This is a genomic window from Streptomyces marinisediminis (genome assembly GCF_026262575.1).
GTDB classification, from domain to species: Bacteria; Actinomycetota; Actinomycetes; order Streptomycetales; family Streptomycetaceae; genus Streptomyces; species Streptomyces marinisediminis.
This window is the reverse complement of record NZ_JAPKFL010000007.1, coordinates 58082-74051: the sequence shown is the minus strand read 5'-3', so window position 1 is coordinate 74051 and position 15970 is coordinate 58082. Positions and strand designations below refer to the sequence as shown.

Annotated in this window: 17 protein-coding genes; 4 read left to right on the top strand and 13 right to left on the bottom strand. The window is 77.4% G+C overall.

What is annotated here, in order from left to right; translation table 11 throughout:
- Positions 1-40 precede the first annotated feature (40 nt).
- Positions 41-2482: a helicase C-terminal domain-containing protein gene (locus OSB71_RS07875; protein ID WP_265945734.1), complete on the top strand. Its 2442-nt coding sequence runs from the start codon at positions 41-43 to the stop codon at positions 2480-2482.
- Positions 2483-2578: 96 nt separating this feature from the next.
- The gene (locus OSB71_RS07870) at positions 2579-3235 is read left to right on the top strand and encodes an HAD family hydrolase (RefSeq protein ID WP_265945732.1); all 657 of its coding nucleotides are present in this window, start codon (positions 2579-2581) and stop codon (positions 3233-3235) included.
- On the opposite strand, the gene OSB71_RS24595 is transcribed toward OSB71_RS07870, so the two are convergent.
- Positions 3190-3561 carry a hypothetical protein gene (locus OSB71_RS24595; protein WP_416237216.1) on the bottom strand — a complete coding sequence of 124 codons (372 nt, stop codon included), beginning with the start codon at positions 3559-3561 and terminating at the stop codon, positions 3190-3192. The genes OSB71_RS07870 and OSB71_RS24595 overlap by 46 nt on opposite strands.
- A 191-nt stretch (positions 3562-3752) precedes the next feature.
- Here OSB71_RS24595 and OSB71_RS24460 point away from each other — a divergent pair, with 191 nt between their 5' ends.
- Entirely contained in the window at positions 3753-4136 is a 384-nt protein-coding gene (locus tag OSB71_RS24460) for a cold-shock protein (protein ID WP_323055257.1), read from the top strand.
- A gap of 63 nt (positions 4137-4199) precedes the next feature.
- Here the strand turns inward: OSB71_RS24460 and OSB71_RS07855 are convergent, their stop codons facing one another.
- Genes OSB71_RS07855 through OSB71_RS07840 form a run of 4 tightly spaced genes read right to left on the bottom strand, consistent with a single transcriptional unit; the run spans position 4200 to position 7669 of the window.
- Positions 4200-5081: a 1,4-dihydroxy-6-naphtoate synthase gene (locus OSB71_RS07855; protein ID WP_265945730.1), complete on the bottom strand. Its 882-nt coding sequence runs from the start codon at positions 5079-5081 to the stop codon at positions 4200-4202.
- Complete coding sequence (locus tag OSB71_RS07850) at positions 5078-5779, bottom strand: futalosine hydrolase (RefSeq protein ID WP_265945728.1); 702 nt, start codon at positions 5777-5779, stop codon at positions 5078-5080. Before OSB71_RS07850 ends, OSB71_RS07855 begins: the two co-directional genes overlap by 4 nt.
- Before the next feature lie 7 nt (positions 5780-5786).
- A complete protein-coding gene (locus OSB71_RS07845) occupies positions 5787-6299 on the bottom strand; it encodes a DUF2771 domain-containing protein (protein WP_265945726.1) in 513 nt (170 codons plus the stop codon).
- Positions 6300-6325: 26 nt separating this feature from the next.
- Entirely contained in the window at positions 6326-7669 is a 1344-nt protein-coding gene (locus tag OSB71_RS07840) for an MFS transporter (protein ID WP_265946069.1), read from the bottom strand.
- Between the two features lie 394 nt (positions 7670-8063).
- Between OSB71_RS07840 and OSB71_RS07835 the strand changes: the two genes are divergently transcribed.
- On the top strand, positions 8064-8900 hold the full coding sequence (locus OSB71_RS07835) for a DUF3027 domain-containing protein (protein WP_265945723.1): 837 nt from the start codon (positions 8064-8066) through the stop codon (positions 8898-8900).
- Between the two features lie 66 nt (positions 8901-8966).
- Here the strand turns inward: OSB71_RS07835 and OSB71_RS07830 are convergent, their stop codons facing one another.
- The 8 genes from OSB71_RS07830 to OSB71_RS07795 all read right to left on the bottom strand — a co-directional run bounded on the left by OSB71_RS07830 (position 8967) and on the right by OSB71_RS07795 (position 15967).
- Complete coding sequence (locus tag OSB71_RS07830; RefSeq protein WP_265945721.1) at positions 8967-9230, bottom strand: hypothetical protein; 264 nt, start codon at positions 9228-9230, stop codon at positions 8967-8969.
- Positions 9223-9474 (bottom strand): hypothetical protein, encoded by a 252-nt coding sequence (locus OSB71_RS07825; RefSeq protein ID WP_265945719.1) that lies wholly within the window; start codon positions 9472-9474, stop codon positions 9223-9225. Before OSB71_RS07825 ends, OSB71_RS07830 begins: the two co-directional genes overlap by 8 nt.
- Positions 9475-9509: 35 nt before the next feature.
- Positions 9510-10415, bottom strand: coding sequence for a peptidoglycan-binding protein (locus tag OSB71_RS07820; protein WP_265945716.1), 906 nt, complete (start codon positions 10413-10415; stop codon positions 9510-9512).
- A gap of 93 nt (positions 10416-10508) precedes the next feature.
- Complete coding sequence (locus tag OSB71_RS07815; protein ID WP_265945714.1) at positions 10509-11363, bottom strand: peptidoglycan-binding protein; 855 nt, start codon at positions 11361-11363, stop codon at positions 10509-10511.
- Between the two features lie 115 nt (positions 11364-11478).
- On the bottom strand, positions 11479-12936 hold the full coding sequence (locus OSB71_RS07810) for a phage tail protein (RefSeq protein WP_265945712.1): 1458 nt from the start codon (positions 12934-12936) through the stop codon (positions 11479-11481).
- An 89-nt stretch (positions 12937-13025) separates the two neighbouring features.
- Positions 13026-13739, bottom strand: a complete 714-nt coding sequence (locus OSB71_RS07805; RefSeq protein ID WP_265945710.1) for a hypothetical protein — start codon at positions 13737-13739, stop codon at positions 13026-13028.
- A gap of 3 nt (positions 13740-13742) precedes the next feature.
- Positions 13743-14843, bottom strand: a complete 1101-nt coding sequence (locus OSB71_RS07800) for a hypothetical protein (RefSeq protein WP_265945708.1) — start codon at positions 14841-14843, stop codon at positions 13743-13745.
- The gene (locus OSB71_RS07795; RefSeq protein ID WP_265945706.1) at positions 14840-15967 is read right to left on the bottom strand and encodes a hypothetical protein; all 1128 of its coding nucleotides are present in this window, start codon (positions 15965-15967) and stop codon (positions 14840-14842) included. The genes OSB71_RS07800 and OSB71_RS07795 overlap by 4 nt, the downstream gene beginning before the upstream one ends.
- Positions 15968-15970 lie beyond the last annotated feature (3 nt).

Sequence of the window (15970 nt, the reverse complement as noted above, 5' to 3'; positions counted from 1 at the left end):
AGACCGTACCCCGCCGCCCGGCCCCGGTACCGTTTGAAGGATGACCCGTGAGACCGGCGCGCCCCGCACCCTGGCCGAGGAGCTGCGCGGCAGGCCCGACGACGCGCTGGGCACGCTGCTGCTCGCCCGGCCCGACCTGCTCACGCCCGTGCCCGGCGACCTCACGCAGTTGGCCACCCGCGCCGCGACGCGCGCCTCCGTGGCCCGCGCCGTCGAGCGGCTGGACCGCTTCACCCTGCAGACGGCGCAGGCGCTGGCCGTCGCCCCCGATCCGTGCCCGTACGCCGAGCTGGCCGCGCTGCTGCCCGGCGGTGAGCGGGCGCTGCCCCGCGCGCTGGCCGCCCTGCGCGACCGCGCGCTGGTGTGGGGCCCCAAGGACCGGCCGCGCCTGGTGCGCACGGCGCGGGAACTGCTCGCCGCCGGGCCCTCCGCCCCCTCCCCGACGGGGCTCGGGCCGACGCTGGCGGAGGCGGCGGCCGGCACCTCCCCCGGCCGCCTCCAGGAGCTGCTGACCAGCGCGGGCCTGCCCACCACGCACGACCCGGTGAGCGCGCTGACCGCCCTCACCGAGCTGTTCACCGACGGCGAGCGGCTGGCCGACCTGCTCGCGCGGGCGCCGCGGGCCGCCCACGAGGTGCTCGCCAAGCTGGTCTGGGGCCCGCCCTACGGCACCCTCGGCGCGGAGAGCGACGGCGCGGCGCCCTCGCCCCCGGTGCGCTGGCTGCTGGACCGCGGTCTGCTCCTGCCGGCCGGCGGGCCCACCGTCGTGCTGCCCCGCGAGGTGGCCCTGCACCTGCGCGGCGGCCGCGCGCACCGCGCGCTGGAGCCGGACCCGCCGCCGGTGCCCGTCCGCGCCGAGCACCGGCCCGCCACCGTGGACGCCTCGGCGGCCGGGCAGGCGTTCACCGCCCTGGGCACCGTCGCCGAACTGCTGGACGCCTGGGGCGCCGCGCCGCCGCCCGTGCTGCGCGCCGGCGGACTCGGGGTGCGCGACCTCAAGCGCACCGCCGCCGCGCTGGACCTGCCCGAGCCCGTCGCCGCCTTCTGGATCGAACTGGCCTACGCGGCCGGCCTGGTGGCCTCCGACGGCGAGACCGACGAGCGGTACGCGCCCACCCCGGCCGCCGACGCCTGGCTCGACCAGCCGCCCCAGGACCGCTGGGCCGCGCTGGTCGCCGCCTGGCTGACCGCCACCCGCGTCCCCGGCCTGGCCGGTGCGCGCGACGGCAGGGGGCGCACCCTGGCCGCCCTCGGCCCCGGTCTGGACCGCACCGCCGCGCCCGTGCTGCGCCGCCACGTGCTCGAACTGCTCGCCGCGCTCCCGGCCGGGGGCGCGCCGCACGAGCCGGACCTGCTGGCCCGGCTGCGCTGGGAGCGCCCGCTGCGCACCTCCGAGGAGCTGCGCGCGGCGCTGTGCGCGGCCACCGTGCGCGAGGCCGAGCTGCTGGGCGTGACCGGACGCGGCGCGCTCGCCGCGTACGCGCGCCCGCTGCCCGCCGCCCGGACGGGGGCGGAGCGCGCCGCCGCGGTGGAGTCCGCCGCGGACGGGCTGGCGCCGCTGCTGCCCGAACCCCTGGACGACGTACTGCTCCAGGCCGACCTCACCGCCGTCGCCCCGGGCCCGCTGCGGCGCCCGCTGGCGGACACCCTCGGCATGCTCGCCGACGTCGAGTCCAAGGGCGGCGCGACCGTGTACCGGTTCACGCCCGACTCGGTGCGGCGCGCCCTGGACGCCGGGCAGAGCGCCGCCGACGTGCACGCCTTCCTCGCCGCCCACTCCCGCACCCCGGTGCCGCAGCCGCTGACGTACCTGGTGGACGACGTCGCCCGGCGGCACGGCAGGCTGCGGGTGGGCGCGGCGTCCAGCTACGTGCGGTGCGACGACGACGCGCTGCTCGCGGAGATCCTGGCCGACAAGCGCTCCGCCCCGCTGCGCCCGCGCCTGCTCGCGCCCACCGTGCTGGCCGCCGAGGCGGACCCGGCCGAGCTGCTGGCCACCCTGCGCGCCATGGGCTACGCTCCGGCCGCCGAGTCCGCCGACGGCGACGTGCTCATCGCGCGCGCCGCCGCCCACCGCACCCCGCCGCGCACCGCCCCCGAGCCGGTGTCCGAGGGGCCGCCCCGGCCCGACGACACGCTGCTGGCCGCCGCCGTCCGCGCCGTCCGCGCGGGCGACCTGGCCGCCACCGCCCCGCACGCCGCGGCCCGCCCCGGCGCCCAAGGCGCCCGGGGCGCCCCGCCCGGCGGGCTGCCGCGGACGGGGGCGGCGGACACGCTGGCCACGATGCAGTCGGCGGTGCTCACCGGCTCCCCGGTGTGGATGGGGTACGTCAACGCCGAGGGGGCCGCCAGCCAGCGCGTCATCGACCCGGTCCGGGTCGAGGGCGGGTTCGTGACCGCCTACGACCACACCGCCGACGAGGTCCGCACCTTCGCCCTCCACCGCGTCACCGGCGTCGCGGAACTCGCGGAGGAGGCGTAGCCGGGGCGCCCGCCGGGCGGCTCACCGGGCGCGGCGGGCGCGGCGGGCGGCGGCCAACGCCGCGGGGCCACGACGCCGCGGTGCCACAATGGAGGCATGCCCGAGACACCCCGCCGGCCGGTCGTCGTCGGCTTCGACCTCGACATGACGCTGATCGACTCCCGGCCCGGGATCAAGGTCACCTACGACGCGCTCGCCGCCGAGACCGGGGTCTTCGTCGACAGCGCGCTGGCCGTCAGCCGGCTCGGACCGCCGCTGGAGCACGAGCTGGCCCACTGGTTCCCGGCCCCCAAGGTCCCGGCCGTCGCCGACCGCTACCGGGCGCTGTACGTCGAGCACGCGATCGCGCCGACGCCCGCGCTGCCCGGCGCGCACGCGGCGCTCGCGGCGGTGCGGGAGCGGGCGGGCCGCTCACTGGTCGTCACCGCCAAGCACGAGGGGAACGCCAAGCTGCACCTGGCGCACCTGGGGCTGGCGCCGGACGCGCTGCACGGCGGGCTGTGGGCCGAGGCCAAGGCGACGGCGCTGCGCGAGCACCGGGCGGGCGTCTACGTCGGCGACCACACCGCGGACGTGCGCGGGGCGCACGCGGCCGGAGCGCTCGCGGTGGCCGTGGCCACCGGGCCGTGCCCGCCCCAGGAGCTGCGGGCGGCCGGGGCCGACGTGGTGCTGGACGACCTCACCGCGTTCGCCGGGTGGCTGGCGGGCTACGAGCCGGACGACCCGGGCGAGCCGGACGCCGCCACCGCCTGAGCGCGCACCCCGTGCCGCTGCGCCCGCACCCCGCGCCAGAACCCGGCGCCGGCCAGCGCGAAGCCGACGCCCATCAGCATGGACAGCGCGTAGGCGTAGGACGGGAAGGGGTCGGTGCCCAGGAAGAACGGGACGAAGGTGACGAGGGTGGCCAGCGCCCCGGCGGCGAAGACGACGCCACCGACGCGCACCAGCGCGTCGCCGGGCCGCCGGCCGTCGCCCGGGCCTGAGGCGGCGCCGGGCGCGGGGCCGCCGGGCGCGGTGTCGGACGCGGGCGCGGGGGCGGCGGTGCCGGAGGAGCCGCGCGGTACTGGTGTAGTGCTCACCCGTCCAGGGTAGGACGCGTGGGTCAGTGCACGGCCCCGGCCGTCGCTCACCGTCCGCTGGCATCTTGTCACCGGGCGCGGGGAGATTAATCTTGTGACGTGCGGGCCCCTCCCGGCCCGCCGGAGTGCTGTGTGCAGAGCCGGGAGCCGCGTTCGGCTGCCCCCACGAGTGCGAGGACGAGGACGGTCACGTGCCTACCGGCAAGGTCAAGTGGTTCAACAGCGAGAAGGGCTTCGGCTTCCTCTCCCGGGACGACGGCGGCGACGTCTTCGTGCACTCCTCGGTGCTGCCCGACGGGGTCGCGGCGCTGAAGCCGGGGCAGCGGGTGGAGTTCGGCGTCGTCGCCGGGCAGCGCGGCGACCAGGCGCTGTCGTTGACCGTGCTGGACCCGGCCCCGTCCGTGGCCGCCGCGCAGCGCCGCAGGCCGGACGAGCTGGCGTCCATCGTGCAGGACCTCACCACGCTGCTCGACGGCGTCTCCCAGCAGCTCGAGCGCGGCCGCTACCCGGACCGGGCCCACGGCGCCAAGATCGCGGGCATGCTGCGCGCCGTGGCCGACCAACTGGACGTCTGACGCCGCCCCGCCGCGCCCCGGGCTCTGACGCCGCCCCGCCCGCCCGGGAGCCCGGGCGGGCGCCTACCCCGGGAGTTGCAGCGCGTCCGGTGCGAGCGGCGGTACGAGCCCCTCGGCCGCCGCCCGTGTCAGCAGCCCGTCCACGGCCGCGTACCCGTCCAGGCCCAGCTCGGCGGTGAACTCGTTGACGTAGAGCCCGATGTGCCGGTCCGCCACGTCCGGGTCCAGCTCCTGCGCGTGCTCCAGCACGTAGGACCGCGAGGCGGCCGGGTCGGCCCAGGCCGCCCGCACCGAGGCACCGGCCGCCCCGGCCAGCGCGGCCAGCCGCGCGGCGCCCAGCGAGCGGCGCGCGACGATGGCGCCCAGCGGGATGGGCAGGCCCGTCGTGCGCTCCCAGTGCTCGCCCATGTCCGCGAGCTGGTGCAGCCCGTAGCGCGGGTAGGTGAAGCGGGCCTCGTGGATGACCAGCCCGGCGTCGACCTCGCCGTCGCGCACGGCGGGCATGATCTCGTGGAACGGCAGCACCACGATCTCGCCGACCCCGCCGGGCACCTCGGCCGCCGCCCACAGCCGGAACAGCAGGTAGGCGGTGGAGCGCTCGCTCGGCACGGCGACGGTGCGGCCGCGCAGGTCCGCCCCGGCGCCCGGTTCGCGGGTCAGCACCAGCGGGCCGCAGCCCCGGCCCAGCGCCCCGCCCGCGGGCAGCAGGGCGAACTCGTCCAGGACGTAGGGGAGCTGGGCGTAGGAGATCTTCAGGACGTCGAAGGGGCAGTCGGCGCCGCGCTCGGCCAGGCCGTTGGTGACGTCGATGTCCGCGAACGTCACCTGGAGCGGCGGGGCCCCGGGCACCAGGCCGTGCGCCCAGGCGTGGAAGACGAACGTGTCGTTGGGGCAGGGGGAGTAGGCGGCGGCCAGCGGCTGCCCGCCGGGACGCGGTGAGGTCATGTCCAGCCCTCCAGCACGGGGATGGCGGCGCGGAAGGCCCCGGTGAGCGCGGTCAGCGCCTCCGGGACGCGCCACGCCGCGCGGTCGCGGGGGCCGACCGCGTTGGAGACGGCGCGCAGTTCGAACACCGGGGTGCCGTACCCGGCGGCGGCCTGTGCCACACCGAACCCCTCCATCGCCTCGGCGACGGCGTCCGGGTGCCGCCGGACCAGCTCGGCGGCGCCCGCCGCCGTGCCGGTGACGGTGGAGACGGTCAGCACGGAGCCGAGCGCGGCGCCGACCGCGTCGGCCAGCGCGCGGGCCCGCGCCGGGGGCGGCCGGTGCTCGCACACGCCGAAGCCCAGCTCCGTCACGGGCAGGAAGCCCTCGGCCGTCTCGGCGCCGAGGTCGGCGGCGACGATCGCGGAGGCCACCACCGGGCGCCCGGGCGGGACGCCGAAGCCCCCGCCGATGCCCGCGCAGACCACCGCGCCGTAGGGGGCGCCGGCCAGCTCGGCCGCCGTCAGCGCGACGGCGGTCCCGGCCGCCGCGGCCGCCGGGCCGACCCCGGCGGCGAGCGCGTCCAGCGCGCAACCGCCCAGGGACACGCGGTGCAGCACCCCGCCGCCGGGCAGCTCCACCACCTCCGGCGGCGCCGCCGCGGCACGGGTCACCGCGTCCCGCTCGGGCGGGACGGCGGTGACGACCAGGGCCCGCACGCCGCCCTTACTTCACGTTCAGCGTGTACTGCCAGACGCCGTAGCTGCCGGCCTCCGGGTCGGTGGCCGAGCCCGACTCGACGATGGCCAGCCGCAGTTCCTCCGGCGCCTGGCCCGTGGTCTGGGCCACGGCGTTGATGAGCGGTCCGGCCTCGATGGTCTCGTAGGTGGAGTCGGAGTAGGCGGCGACCGGCTGCTGGCCTTCCAGCCACACCTGCCAGCCGCGCTCGGCGATCTCCGGCTCCACGCCCAGGCGCAGGGTGTCCCCCTGCGTGACCGTGATCGACTCGGTCGGCCCGTCGCCTTCGCTCAGGCACCGGGCGAAGTCCTCCTGGCCGAGCTTCTCGCCGCCGTTGTAGCAGGAGGCCTCGGAGTGGACGCTGTCCGAGCCGACGGTGATCGTCGTCATGGGAGTCGGCTTCTCACACGCGGACAGCGCGACGAGCGCGAGGCAGGCGGCGCCTGCGGCCGCGGCGGTCCGGGTGCGACGGCCCCGGGCCCGGGAGAGCATGCTGGTCATGGGGGCAGGCTATCGCCCCGGCCGCGTCAGGTGACGCGGGGGTGCGGCGTGCCGCGGCGCGCGGCCGTCAGCAGGCCGCGCAGCGCCAGCACCCCACCGGCGCCGACCAGGCCCGCACCGACGCCCATGCCCAGCGTCGCGTGCAGCGGCAGCACGATCCCCACCGCGCCCCCGGCCACCCACGACATCTGCACCAGCGTCTCGGAGCGCGCGAAGGCCGACGTGCGCACCTCCTCGGGCACGTCGCGCTGGATCAGCGCGTCCAGGGACAGCTTCGCCAGCGCCTGGCACGCCCCCGCGCACGCGGCCACCGCGGTCACCGTCACCACCTGGTAGCGCACCGCGGCCACCACCGTCGCGGCCAGCGCCAGCGCGAGCACCGAGGCGATGATCACCTCCGGGCCGCGCGCCCGCAGCCACGCGCCGAGCGTCGTGCCCAGCGCGTTGCCGCCGCCCGCCGCGACCGCGACCAGCCCGAGCGAGACCATCGCGTCGAACCCGGCCAGCGGGTGCTCGCGCAGCAGGAACGCCAGGAAGAAGGTGAGGAACCCCGACAGCGCCCGCACCGCCGAGTTCGCGATCAGCGCGTTGAGCACCGACGCGCCGACCGTGCGCAGCCCGGGGCGGCGCGCCGCGCGCTGGTCGTGCCCGGGGCTGTGCTTGGCCAGCCACGGCTCGGGCTCCCCGCGCCCGGCCGCCAGCCGCGCCCGGTGCTCGCCCCTGGCCGAGTCGACCTGGTGCGGCAGGGTGAACGCCAGGAAGAGGCCGACGACGAACACGGCGAACGCCCCGTACAGCGGCCACTGCGGCCCGAACTGGTGCAGCCCGGCGCCCACCGGGGCCGCCGCGCCGGTGGCCAGCAGCCCGGCCAGCGTCACCCGGGAGTTCGCCTTCACCAGCGACACCCGCGGCGGCAGCAGCCGCGGCACCACCGCCGAGCGCACGATGTTGTACGCCTTGGACGCCACCAGCACGCCCAGCGCCGCCGGGTACAGCTCCAGCCCGCCGTCGGCCACCGCGCCGGACAGGGCCAGCGCCAGCAGCGCGCGGCCCAGCATCGCGGCGGCCATCGCCGCGCGGCGGCCGTGCGGGATGCGGTCCAGCAGCGGGCCGATGACCGGCGCGAGGAGGATGAAGGGGGCGAGCGTGACCGCCAGGTACAGCGCCACCCGGCCGCGCGCCTCTCCGGTGGGCACGGAGAAGAAGATGGTGGAGGCCAGCGCCACGGTGATGAGCATGTCGCCGGCCGAGTTGATCATGTGCAGCTCGGTCAGCTTGCCCAGGCCCGACTCGCCGGCGCCCTGCGCGTGGGTGGCCCTGCGGATGCCCCGGCCCACGGCGGCGGGCGGTCGGCGCACCGTCCGGCCCAGACCGCGCGCGAGCCGCCGGGCGGCCGGGCGGACGCCGCGGCGTCCGCCCGGTCCCCCGGCGGGGGGCCCCGCTCCGCCGGGCGACCCGGCGCCGTAGGGCCTGGTGTCCGTGAGCCTCGTGCCCCCCACGTCGTCAGTCACCTCGTCAGTGTGCCCCAGGAAGCCTCCGGTGAACGGGAGCTGCGCCGGGGCGGGGCAGGGTGGGCGCGGCACGGCCGTGGGGTAGCGTGGGAGCACAGCGCGCCCCGTACGGCATCGTCCCCCGTGCGTCACCCGCGCGGGGACGTCGCAGCGGTCCACCGGTCCGCTCCGTCCCCCGTGGCCGACGTCCGGTCTCCTGCCGTACGCGCAGGCGTGACCTGCCAAGGAAGAGACGATTCTTGTGAGTGCTGCGATGCGAAGCCGTACCCCCGACCGGCTGTGCGCCGAGGCAGTGGAGCTCGCCAGGGACGCCGCGGTGGAGGCCGCCCGCCCCGGCACCGTCGGTGACTACCTGGGCGCCGTCGCCGACGCCGACCGGGTCGTCACCCACCTCTTCGAGTGCCAGGAGCCCGGCTACCGCGGCTGGCGCTGGGCCGTCACCGTGGCCCGCGCCTCGCGGGCCCGCGTCGTCACCCTGGACGAGACGGTGCTGCTGCCCGGGCCCGACGCGGTGCTCGCCCCGGAGTGGGTGCCCTGGAGCGAGCGGCTGCGCCCCGGCGACCTGGGCACCGGCGACCTGCTGCCCACCGAGGCCGACGACCTGCGCCTGGAGCCGGGGTACTCCGGCGAGGACGAGCCCCCGCCGAACTCCGCCCTCGCCGGGGACGAACCCACCGCGACGGACCCGGCGCGGATCGGCGCCGTCGCCGACGAGCTGGGCATGGGGCGGGCGCGGGTGCTCTCCCGGCTCGGCCTGCACCTGGCCGCCGAGCGCTGGGAGGACCGCTTCGGTCCGCGCACGCCGATGGCCCAGGCCGCCCCGGCCTCCTGTCAGACCTGCGGTTTCCTCGTCCCCCTGGCCGGGTCGCTGCGCCAGGCCTTCGGCGTCTGCGCCAACGAGTACGCCCCGGCCGACGGGAGCGTCGTCTCCTTCGGCTACGGCTGCGGCGGCCACTCGGAGGCGGCCGTCATGCCCCGGCCGCCGAAGCCCCCGGCCCCGGTGATCGACGAGACGCGGGTGGACGACCTCGCGCTGCGCGACGCCGGCGCCGAGCCCGCCGACACCGAGCACGGCGAGACCGGAGCGTGACCACCCGCCGCGCGGGGGCGCCCGGCGCGGGTGCCCGGGGCTCGCGGCGAGCCCCGGGCAGCGGCGTCAGTTCCCGGTGAGCTGCCACAGCGCGACGGCGGTGCCGCCCACGGCGGCCAGGGCGGTGACGCTCGCCAGGGGCCACCGGGAGCGCTCCAGGGAGTCCAGCCGCGTCTCGTGGTCGGCGAGCTGCTTGTCGATCTGGTCGCTGCGCTGGACGAGCAGGGCGAGCGCGCCGTCGACCCGGGCGAACCCGGCCTCGACGGTGCCGCGCAGCCGCTCCAGCTCGACCGCGACGGCGGTGGTGCGGTCGGGGTCGAGCTCACTCATCTGCCGGTCCGTGCTCCTTCCCGGTGCGCAGCCAGCCGGGCAGCAGTGCCTGCACGCCCGGCAGGGCCATGACGCGGGCCAGCCCGCCGGCGACGGCGAGCGCGCCCGCCACCCACGGCAGGGTCCGGGGGACGCCGGAGGCCTCCACCACGGCGGGCAGCACCAGGGCCAGCCCGACCGCGGTCTGCACCACCGTGCGCAGGCTGCGCCGGGTCGCCTCCGAGAGCGTGGTCGACTCGGACATCACATCGTCTCCTTCCGGTAGGGGGTGGGGGCGGGTCAGGAGACCCGGGGCACGCGCAGCGCCCGCCAGGAGACCGCGCCCGGCCAGCCGTCGGCGTCGCGGCCGGTGTAGCCGAGCCTGCGCTGCCAGGCGGCGTACGAGCGCCGGTCGGCGTCCGTCCACTGCGGCCCGGGCCCCACGGCGTAGGCCGAGCAGCCCTCGGCCACCAGGCGTTCGCCCATGGCGGTCACGACGGCCGAGCGCGGGGCGCGGTGGAACCACGCGGCGCCGGGGAACGGCTGGTACCCGCGTCCGCCGCCCGCGCCGGGGGACGGCCGCGGGCGGGAGGTGCCCGGACGCGTCGCGGGCCGCTCGCCGAGCCGGCCGCCGATCCGCCCGCGCAGGTCGTGCATGGACACGCCGCGCGGATCGATCTTGGTGCGCGTCCACTCCTTGTGCGCGATGACCGAGCGCTCGTTCCAGCCGTGCGCGCGGCAGAGCGCCGCCGAGGCGCGCACGATGGCCTCGACCTGCTCCTCGGGCCACGGGTCGCGCCCGTCGCCGAGGTTGATCGCCTCGAAGCCGTAGAAGCGGGCGTTGCCGTCGGTGGTGTCGGCCAGCGGCCGCGGGGTGGCCACCTCCGCGATGACCGACCGCAGCACCCGGCTGTCCCCGAGCCCGGCGTGGTTGGCCCGGCCGCCGCCCACCAGGTGGACGGTGCCCGACTTGTCGATGACGCCGTGGCACAGCGGCCCGGGCAGGCCCGCGTACCCGTCGTAGCAGAGGTCGACGGAGGCGGCGGTGCCGCGGGTGACGGTGTGGTGCACCATCACCCCGTTCACCGGGCCCCAGGCGCCCTTGTGGTTGCGGCTGTGTCGGCGCCAGTCGCGGTGTTCGACGACGCGGACGCCTTCGTCGCGCAGCGCCTCGGCGAGCCGCGCGGGCGTGAGGGGTGTGGCCATGGGGCGGCCCTCCTCGCTTGGGTGGGGTGGGTGCCGCACGCGCGGGGCCCGGACCGCCGCGCGGTCCGGGCCCCGGCGGGGACGGCGGTGGGGTCAGTCGCGGGTGGGCACCCGCAGGGCGTTCCAGGAGTAGGCGCCGGGCCAGCCGTCGGCGTCGGCGCCGGTGAAGCCCAGCCGGCGCTGCCAGGCCGCGTAGGAGGCTTGGTGGTCGGCGTCCCAGCGCGGCCCCGGCTCCCCCTCGTACGCCGAGCAGCCCTCGGCCACCAGCCGGGCGGCCATCGCGGTCACGATCGGGGAGTGCGGCTCCGCGCGGAACCAGTCCGCGCCGGGGAAGGGCGTGTGGGCGGGCGGCGCGGCGGCGAGGAGCTCCCCGACGCGCTGCCGCAGCGCGGCCATCGTGAAGCCGCGCGGGTCGATCTTCCGGCGCGTCCACTCCTTGTGGGCGAGGGCCGAGCGCTCGTTCCAGCCGTGCGCGCGGCAGACGGCGGCCGTCGTGCGGGCGAGGGCCTCGAACTGCTCCGGCGGCCACGGGTCCTGCCCGTCGCCGAGGTTGATCGCCTCGAAGCCGTAGAAGCGGGTGTTGCCGTCCGTGGCGTCCCGCTGGGGCGGGGGCAGGACGGCGTCCTCGCGGATGACGGCGGCCAGCACGTCCGGGTCACCCAGTCCCGCGTGGTTGGCGCGGCCGTGGCCGATCAGGTGGACGCCGCCGAGCTTGTCGACGACGCCCTGGCACAGCGGGCCGGGCAGCTCCGGCCAGCCGTCGCGGCACAGCCGCACCGACTCCTCGGTGCCGGTGGTGGCGGTGTGGTGGACCATCACCCCGTTGACGGGGCCGAAGTCCGCGATGTGGTCGCGGTTGTGGTTGCGCCAGTCGCCCCTTTCGACGACGGCGACGCCCTCGCGCCGCAGCGCGGCGAGGAAGGCGTCCGCGGTGAGCGGTGTGGCCATGGCAACTCTCCTGACGTGCGGACGCCCCGCGCCGGGGGCGGCGCGGGGCGGTGGTGCCGGTGGTGCCGGCGGTGCTGGTGCAGGTGCTGGGCTGGTGCCGGTGGGGCGGCGGGGCTCAGGCGACCGCGGCCCAGATGGCGTTGGAGTCGGCGACGACCGAGGTGAGGTTGAACGAGGACGGCAGCGAGGTGCGGCCCGTGCTGGACAGCCGCCCGTGCCGGACGAAGCCCCCGGGCATCCGGGCGCTGCCGGCCGGCGCGTTGCCGACGGCGGCCCCGCACGCGAAGCCGGGCCCGTCGCTCTTGACCGCCGGACCGTTGACCAGCAGCGCGACCCAGTAGTTCCCCGGCTGCGCCGCGTACGGCGTCTCCAGCGGACACAGGATCGTGCGGCCCTCGTTGGCCGGGATGAGCTGGGTGAGCGGCTTGGTGACGCCGACCCGGGTGCCGCCGTCGGTGTACAGGCCGGCGTAGGAGCTGCTGCTCAGCGTGCCGCCCACGTACCCGGCGGTGAAGAACACCAGGTCGGAGATGGTGCGCGGGGCGTGCAGCGGGACGCCGACCAGGTAGAGCCACCCGTTGATGCAGTACTGCGGGCGGTTCGCCGACGTCGTCGCCGGGTCGAAGGACCAGCCGGCGAAGCCGAGGGCCGCGGGCGACCAGGCGCCGGCCGCGGAGACGGCGTCCACGTAGGAGCGGCGCGCGAGCTGGTCGCCGGTGGCCGGGTCGGCGGCGGCCGAGGGCGGCACCGCGAAGGACTTCGCGCCGCCGACCGACTGGTCGCCGCCGAGCAGCACCGCCTCGCCGGCCGGCACGGAGCCCACGTCGGCCGCCGTGAGGGTCACGTCGCCCAGGTGGCCGTTGACGGAGCGCACCGGAGCCGCGTCGGCGGCCAGGTAGCGGCCGTCGGCGGTGGTCTGGTCCAGGGCGCCCACGTCGGCCGCGGTGAGCTGCACCTCGCCGGTCAGCCCGTTCACCGAGGCGACCGCGCCGCCGGTGCCGGTGGGCAACTGGGCGGCCGGGACGAGGCCCTGCGCGTCCAGCGACGCGACCCCGCCGGCCGCGCCGACCGAGGACGCGGGCACGGCCGCCACGTCGGCGGCGCCGAGCGTGATCTCCGGGCCGGTGTGGCCGTTGACGGAGCTGACCGTGCCCGGCTCGCCCGCCGGGCCGCGCGGACCCGGCTCACCGGGCGGACCCGCCGGCCCGGGCACGGCGACGTAGTTGGGCGTGCCCGGGTCGGCGGGGGAGACGTCGGCCAGGTCCACCTCCGGCTGCGCGGCAGGGAGCACGATCTGGTAGGTGCGGCGCGGGGTCACCCCCGCGAGCTGTTCGGTGACGGTGTAGGTCCACGCCGTCGGGTTCCAGCCCGGCCCGTCGGTGGCGGGCAGGACCACCTCGACGCGGCCCTCGGCGTCCAGCCGGGCGACCGTGGGCCCGCCGAGGATCACGTCGGACTCCGCGTGGGTGAGCATGGCCGGGGGCCGGAACTCGACGGTGCCGGTCATCGGCCGTCCGTCCGGTGTGAGGTACCGCCCCGTGACGGCGACGGTGGGAAGGTTCTCGGGCAGCACGCAGTGCCTCCTGGTGTGTCGGGTGGGGAAGCGAACGCCGGGGCGCCCGCCCGCGCGCGGTGGCACGGGGGCGGACGCCCCGGGGATGGTCAGGACTGGACGCCGTACAGGGCCAGCGGGCGGCAGCGCACGGTGTCCCCGGACGCCGCGACGCGGGCCTGCACCTCGAAGGTGACGGTGGCGCTGAACTCCGCCGCCAGCACGGCGGTGAACGTCAGCCCCTCCGGGCCGCCGACGGGGCCGACCTGCTCGCCGTCGGCCAGCAGCCGCACCTCGGCGCCCGCGTCGCCCTCCGCCGCGATCCGGCAGTGCAGCCGCGGGTGCTGGGCGATGCCGGGGCCGCGGAACAGCGTCGTCCACGCGGTCGCGCCGGTGGACTCCCAGCGGGCGGGCGCCACCGGCGCGGGCAGCGGGTAGGGCACGTACGGCCGGGCCAGTCCGCGCCGCTTGGCGTCGTCGGCGACGACGACGTTGCCCTTGCGGTCGAGGATCTGCACCGGCTGGTCGGGCAGCGTGTCCGGGCTGCCGGTCCACACCGTCAGCGCCAGCGAGCCGTCGTCGCGGCGGACGACCAGCCCCTGCTGCTGCTCGCCGCCGGGCCGGTCGGGCTGGACCCGGCCCAGGTAGAGCAGGTCCTCCCCCGCGGGCGTGCGCACCCGCAGCCGCCCCCCGTCGCCGATGACGACGTCGCCGCCGCTGATGCGGTTCATCGGCGGCGCGGTGTTGGCGCTGCCCATCAGGTCCCGTACCTGCCGCTCCAGCGCGCGCAGCCGATCCAGCAGGTCGGTGGGGATGATCGCCACCGCTCACACTCCTTCCAGGTAGAGCGTCGCCGTCTCCGCCTTGGTGCGCTGCGGCGGCGTGACGGCGAGGCCGACGATGCGGAACCGGCTGTCCGCGCCCTCGGGGTGCCACAGGTCGTGGACGCGCAGCCGCAGCCGCGCGCCCAGCAGCGCCGGGCTGATCCGGCCGTCCATGCGCACCGTGAGCTGCGGGATCGTCTCCGGACGCCGGTGCCGGGCCAGTTCGGCGCGAGCCAGCGAGCGCAGCAGCCCCGGGTCGCGCACCGAACTGTGGTCGGAGCTGGACTCCAGCCGGGGCCAGCCGCCCGCGATGTCCTCGGCGTGCACCTGCCGCACGGTGAGCGGCACCGACTCCTGGGACTGGTCGGAGTTGGCCGACTCCCCGCGCGCCACCCACACGTTGGCCTGCACGGTGGCGTCCGAGGGCAGGCTGTAGGTGAGCACCCCGCCCGGGTGGTCCAGGACGATGTCGGTGTGCCCGCTGACGATGCGCGGGTGACCGACCTGCAACCGCTTCACGCGGCGCCCCTGGGCGTCCCGGTAGCAGTGCACGCGCCACTCGAAGCCGTCGTCGAGCTGCGCGAGCTTGTCCAGCAGCTCCCGCACCCGGGCCAGGTCGGTGTACGCGTAGGCGAAGTCCCGCCGCACGCCCGACGCCTCGGTGCCGTACCGCAGCCCGATGTCGCCACCGGGCTGCGCCTGCACGTGGTCCACGAGCATCCGCACGATGTCGAACTGGTCGGTGGCCGTGCCCACCATGTCGGTCGACAGGACGCGGTGGTCGAGGTAGGAGTCGAACGTCGCCGCCTGGAACTCCGCCTTCAGGCGCCCCTGTTCGTCGGAGTGCGGCGTGCACGTCCACAGCACGCCGCCCCACCAGATGTCGCCGTCCCGCTCCAGCCACACGGCCGTGCGGCCCGGCAGCAGCGCGGCCCGCGCCCGCCGGGCCAGCGCCGCGTCCGGCAGCGGCACGGTCGCCGACAGCGACCCGGGCTTGCCGATGTAGTCGTCGAACTTCGCCTCCGTCAGCGGGAGGACGTCGACGACGCGGTCGGTGCGCAGGTCGCAGAAGACGGCCCGGTAGACGGCGGTGTAGCCGCTCACTCGGCCGCCTCTGCCGACTCGTAGGTGAAGGCGGCCAGGATGCGCATGCCGGCGCCCCAGGTCCACGGGCTGAGCGCGTCCACGATGCCGCCCCGTTCCAGGGCCGCGCCGTTGACCGGGCCGGAGGCGATCTCCACCTCCAGGTGGTCCTGCGTGGTCAGGCGGACGCGGCCGACGGCGCGGTCGCCGAGGCTGTTGCTCTGCAACCCCGCGAAGCCCGTGGCCTGCACCGCGCCCGCGGCCCGCACCGGCAGCGTGAAGCGCCAGTTGTCGTTGCCGTCGCCCGGCGCGAACTGCGACGTGGAGCCGAAGGTGATCTCCAGGGTCGCGTGCACCACCGTGCCCGTGTGGACGTACCGGCACCGCACGTGGGCGTTGCCGAAGGAGGGGGTGCGGTTGCCGGTGCTGGTGGTCCACTGCGGCGTCCAGTCCTGCCAGCGCGGCGTCGGCGGGTAGGGCCGCCACGCCTGGCCGTCCCAGCGCTGCAGCCCGGCCGCGCCGGCGTCGCGGTACTGGCCCGGGTAGCTCCCCGGCAGGTCGCGCTCCCAGTCTTCGGGCAGGATGCCGCCGACGGCCACCGTCGGGCGGCGCAGGTCGGTGACGGCCGTGTCCCACGCGATGCCCCCGGTGCCCTCCGAGGCGCCCGCCGGGACGAGCACGGAGGCCAGCTCCAGCGCGCCGCGCGGGGTCGCGGGCACCTCCGGCGAGGCGGCCGGGACGCCCTGGACGACCTCCAGCGCCGCCTCGGTGCGCCCGGAGGCGTCCTGCGCCTCGTCGTACACCCGCAGCACGACCAGGTCCAGGCGCGGGTTGTCCGGGTCGCCGTCGGCGAGGGTGAGCGAGGTGTACTCGGTGACGGCCACCGGGTAGGCGCCCGCCGACTCGTCGCTCTGGATCACGGCGCGGCCGGAGGCGACCGTGGCGGTCATCCCGGCGCTCTGCCCGTACACGTACAGGCCGGAGAAGGCGTAGGCGCCGTCCGGGGAGCCGGGGATGACGCCGCCGCGCGAGCCGAGCTGGCTCGTCGGCGTCATCGTGCCGACCGGGGCGAGCCGGGTGTCGACGCGGGACTGGCCCTGGCCGTCCTCGGTGCGGTTGAGCAGCCATGCACTGCGGATGGGCATGTC

Bases quoted from the DNA above. Each gene is read 5' to 3' on its own strand.
- OSB71_RS07815 (WP_265945714.1), bottom strand. From the start codon at position 11,363: ATGGCCACACCGCTCACCGCGGACGCCTTCCTCGCCGCGCTGCGGCGC.
- OSB71_RS07820 (WP_265945716.1), bottom strand. From the start codon at position 10,415: ATGGCCACACCCCTCACGCCCGCGCGGCTCGCCGAGGCGCTGCGCGAC.
- OSB71_RS07835 (WP_265945723.1), top strand. From the start codon at position 8,064: ATGCGAAGCCGTACCCCCGACCGGCTGTGCGCCGAGGCAGTGGAGCTC.
- OSB71_RS07830 (WP_265945721.1), bottom strand. From the start codon at position 9,230: ATGAGTGAGCTCGACCCCGACCGCACCACCGCCGTCGCGGTCGAGCTG.
- OSB71_RS07845 (WP_265945726.1), bottom strand. From the start codon at position 6,299: ATGACCAGCATGCTCTCCCGGGCCCGGGGCCGTCGCACCCGGACCGCC.
- OSB71_RS07870 (WP_265945732.1), top strand. From the start codon at position 2,579: ATGCCCGAGACACCCCGCCGGCCGGTCGTCGTCGGCTTCGACCTCGAC.
- OSB71_RS07795 (WP_265945706.1), bottom strand. From the start codon at position 15,967: ATGCCCATCCGCAGTGCATGGCTGCTCAACCGCACCGAGGACGGCCAG.
- OSB71_RS07855 (WP_265945730.1), bottom strand. From the start codon at position 5,081: ATGACCTCACCGCGTCCCGGCGGGCAGCCGCTGGCCGCCGCCTACTCC.
- OSB71_RS07875 (WP_265945734.1), top strand. From the start codon at position 41: ATGACCCGTGAGACCGGCGCGCCCCGCACCCTGGCCGAGGAGCTGCGC.
- OSB71_RS07825 (WP_265945719.1), bottom strand. From the start codon at position 9,474: ATGTCCGAGTCGACCACGCTCTCGGAGGCGACCCGGCGCAGCCTGCGC.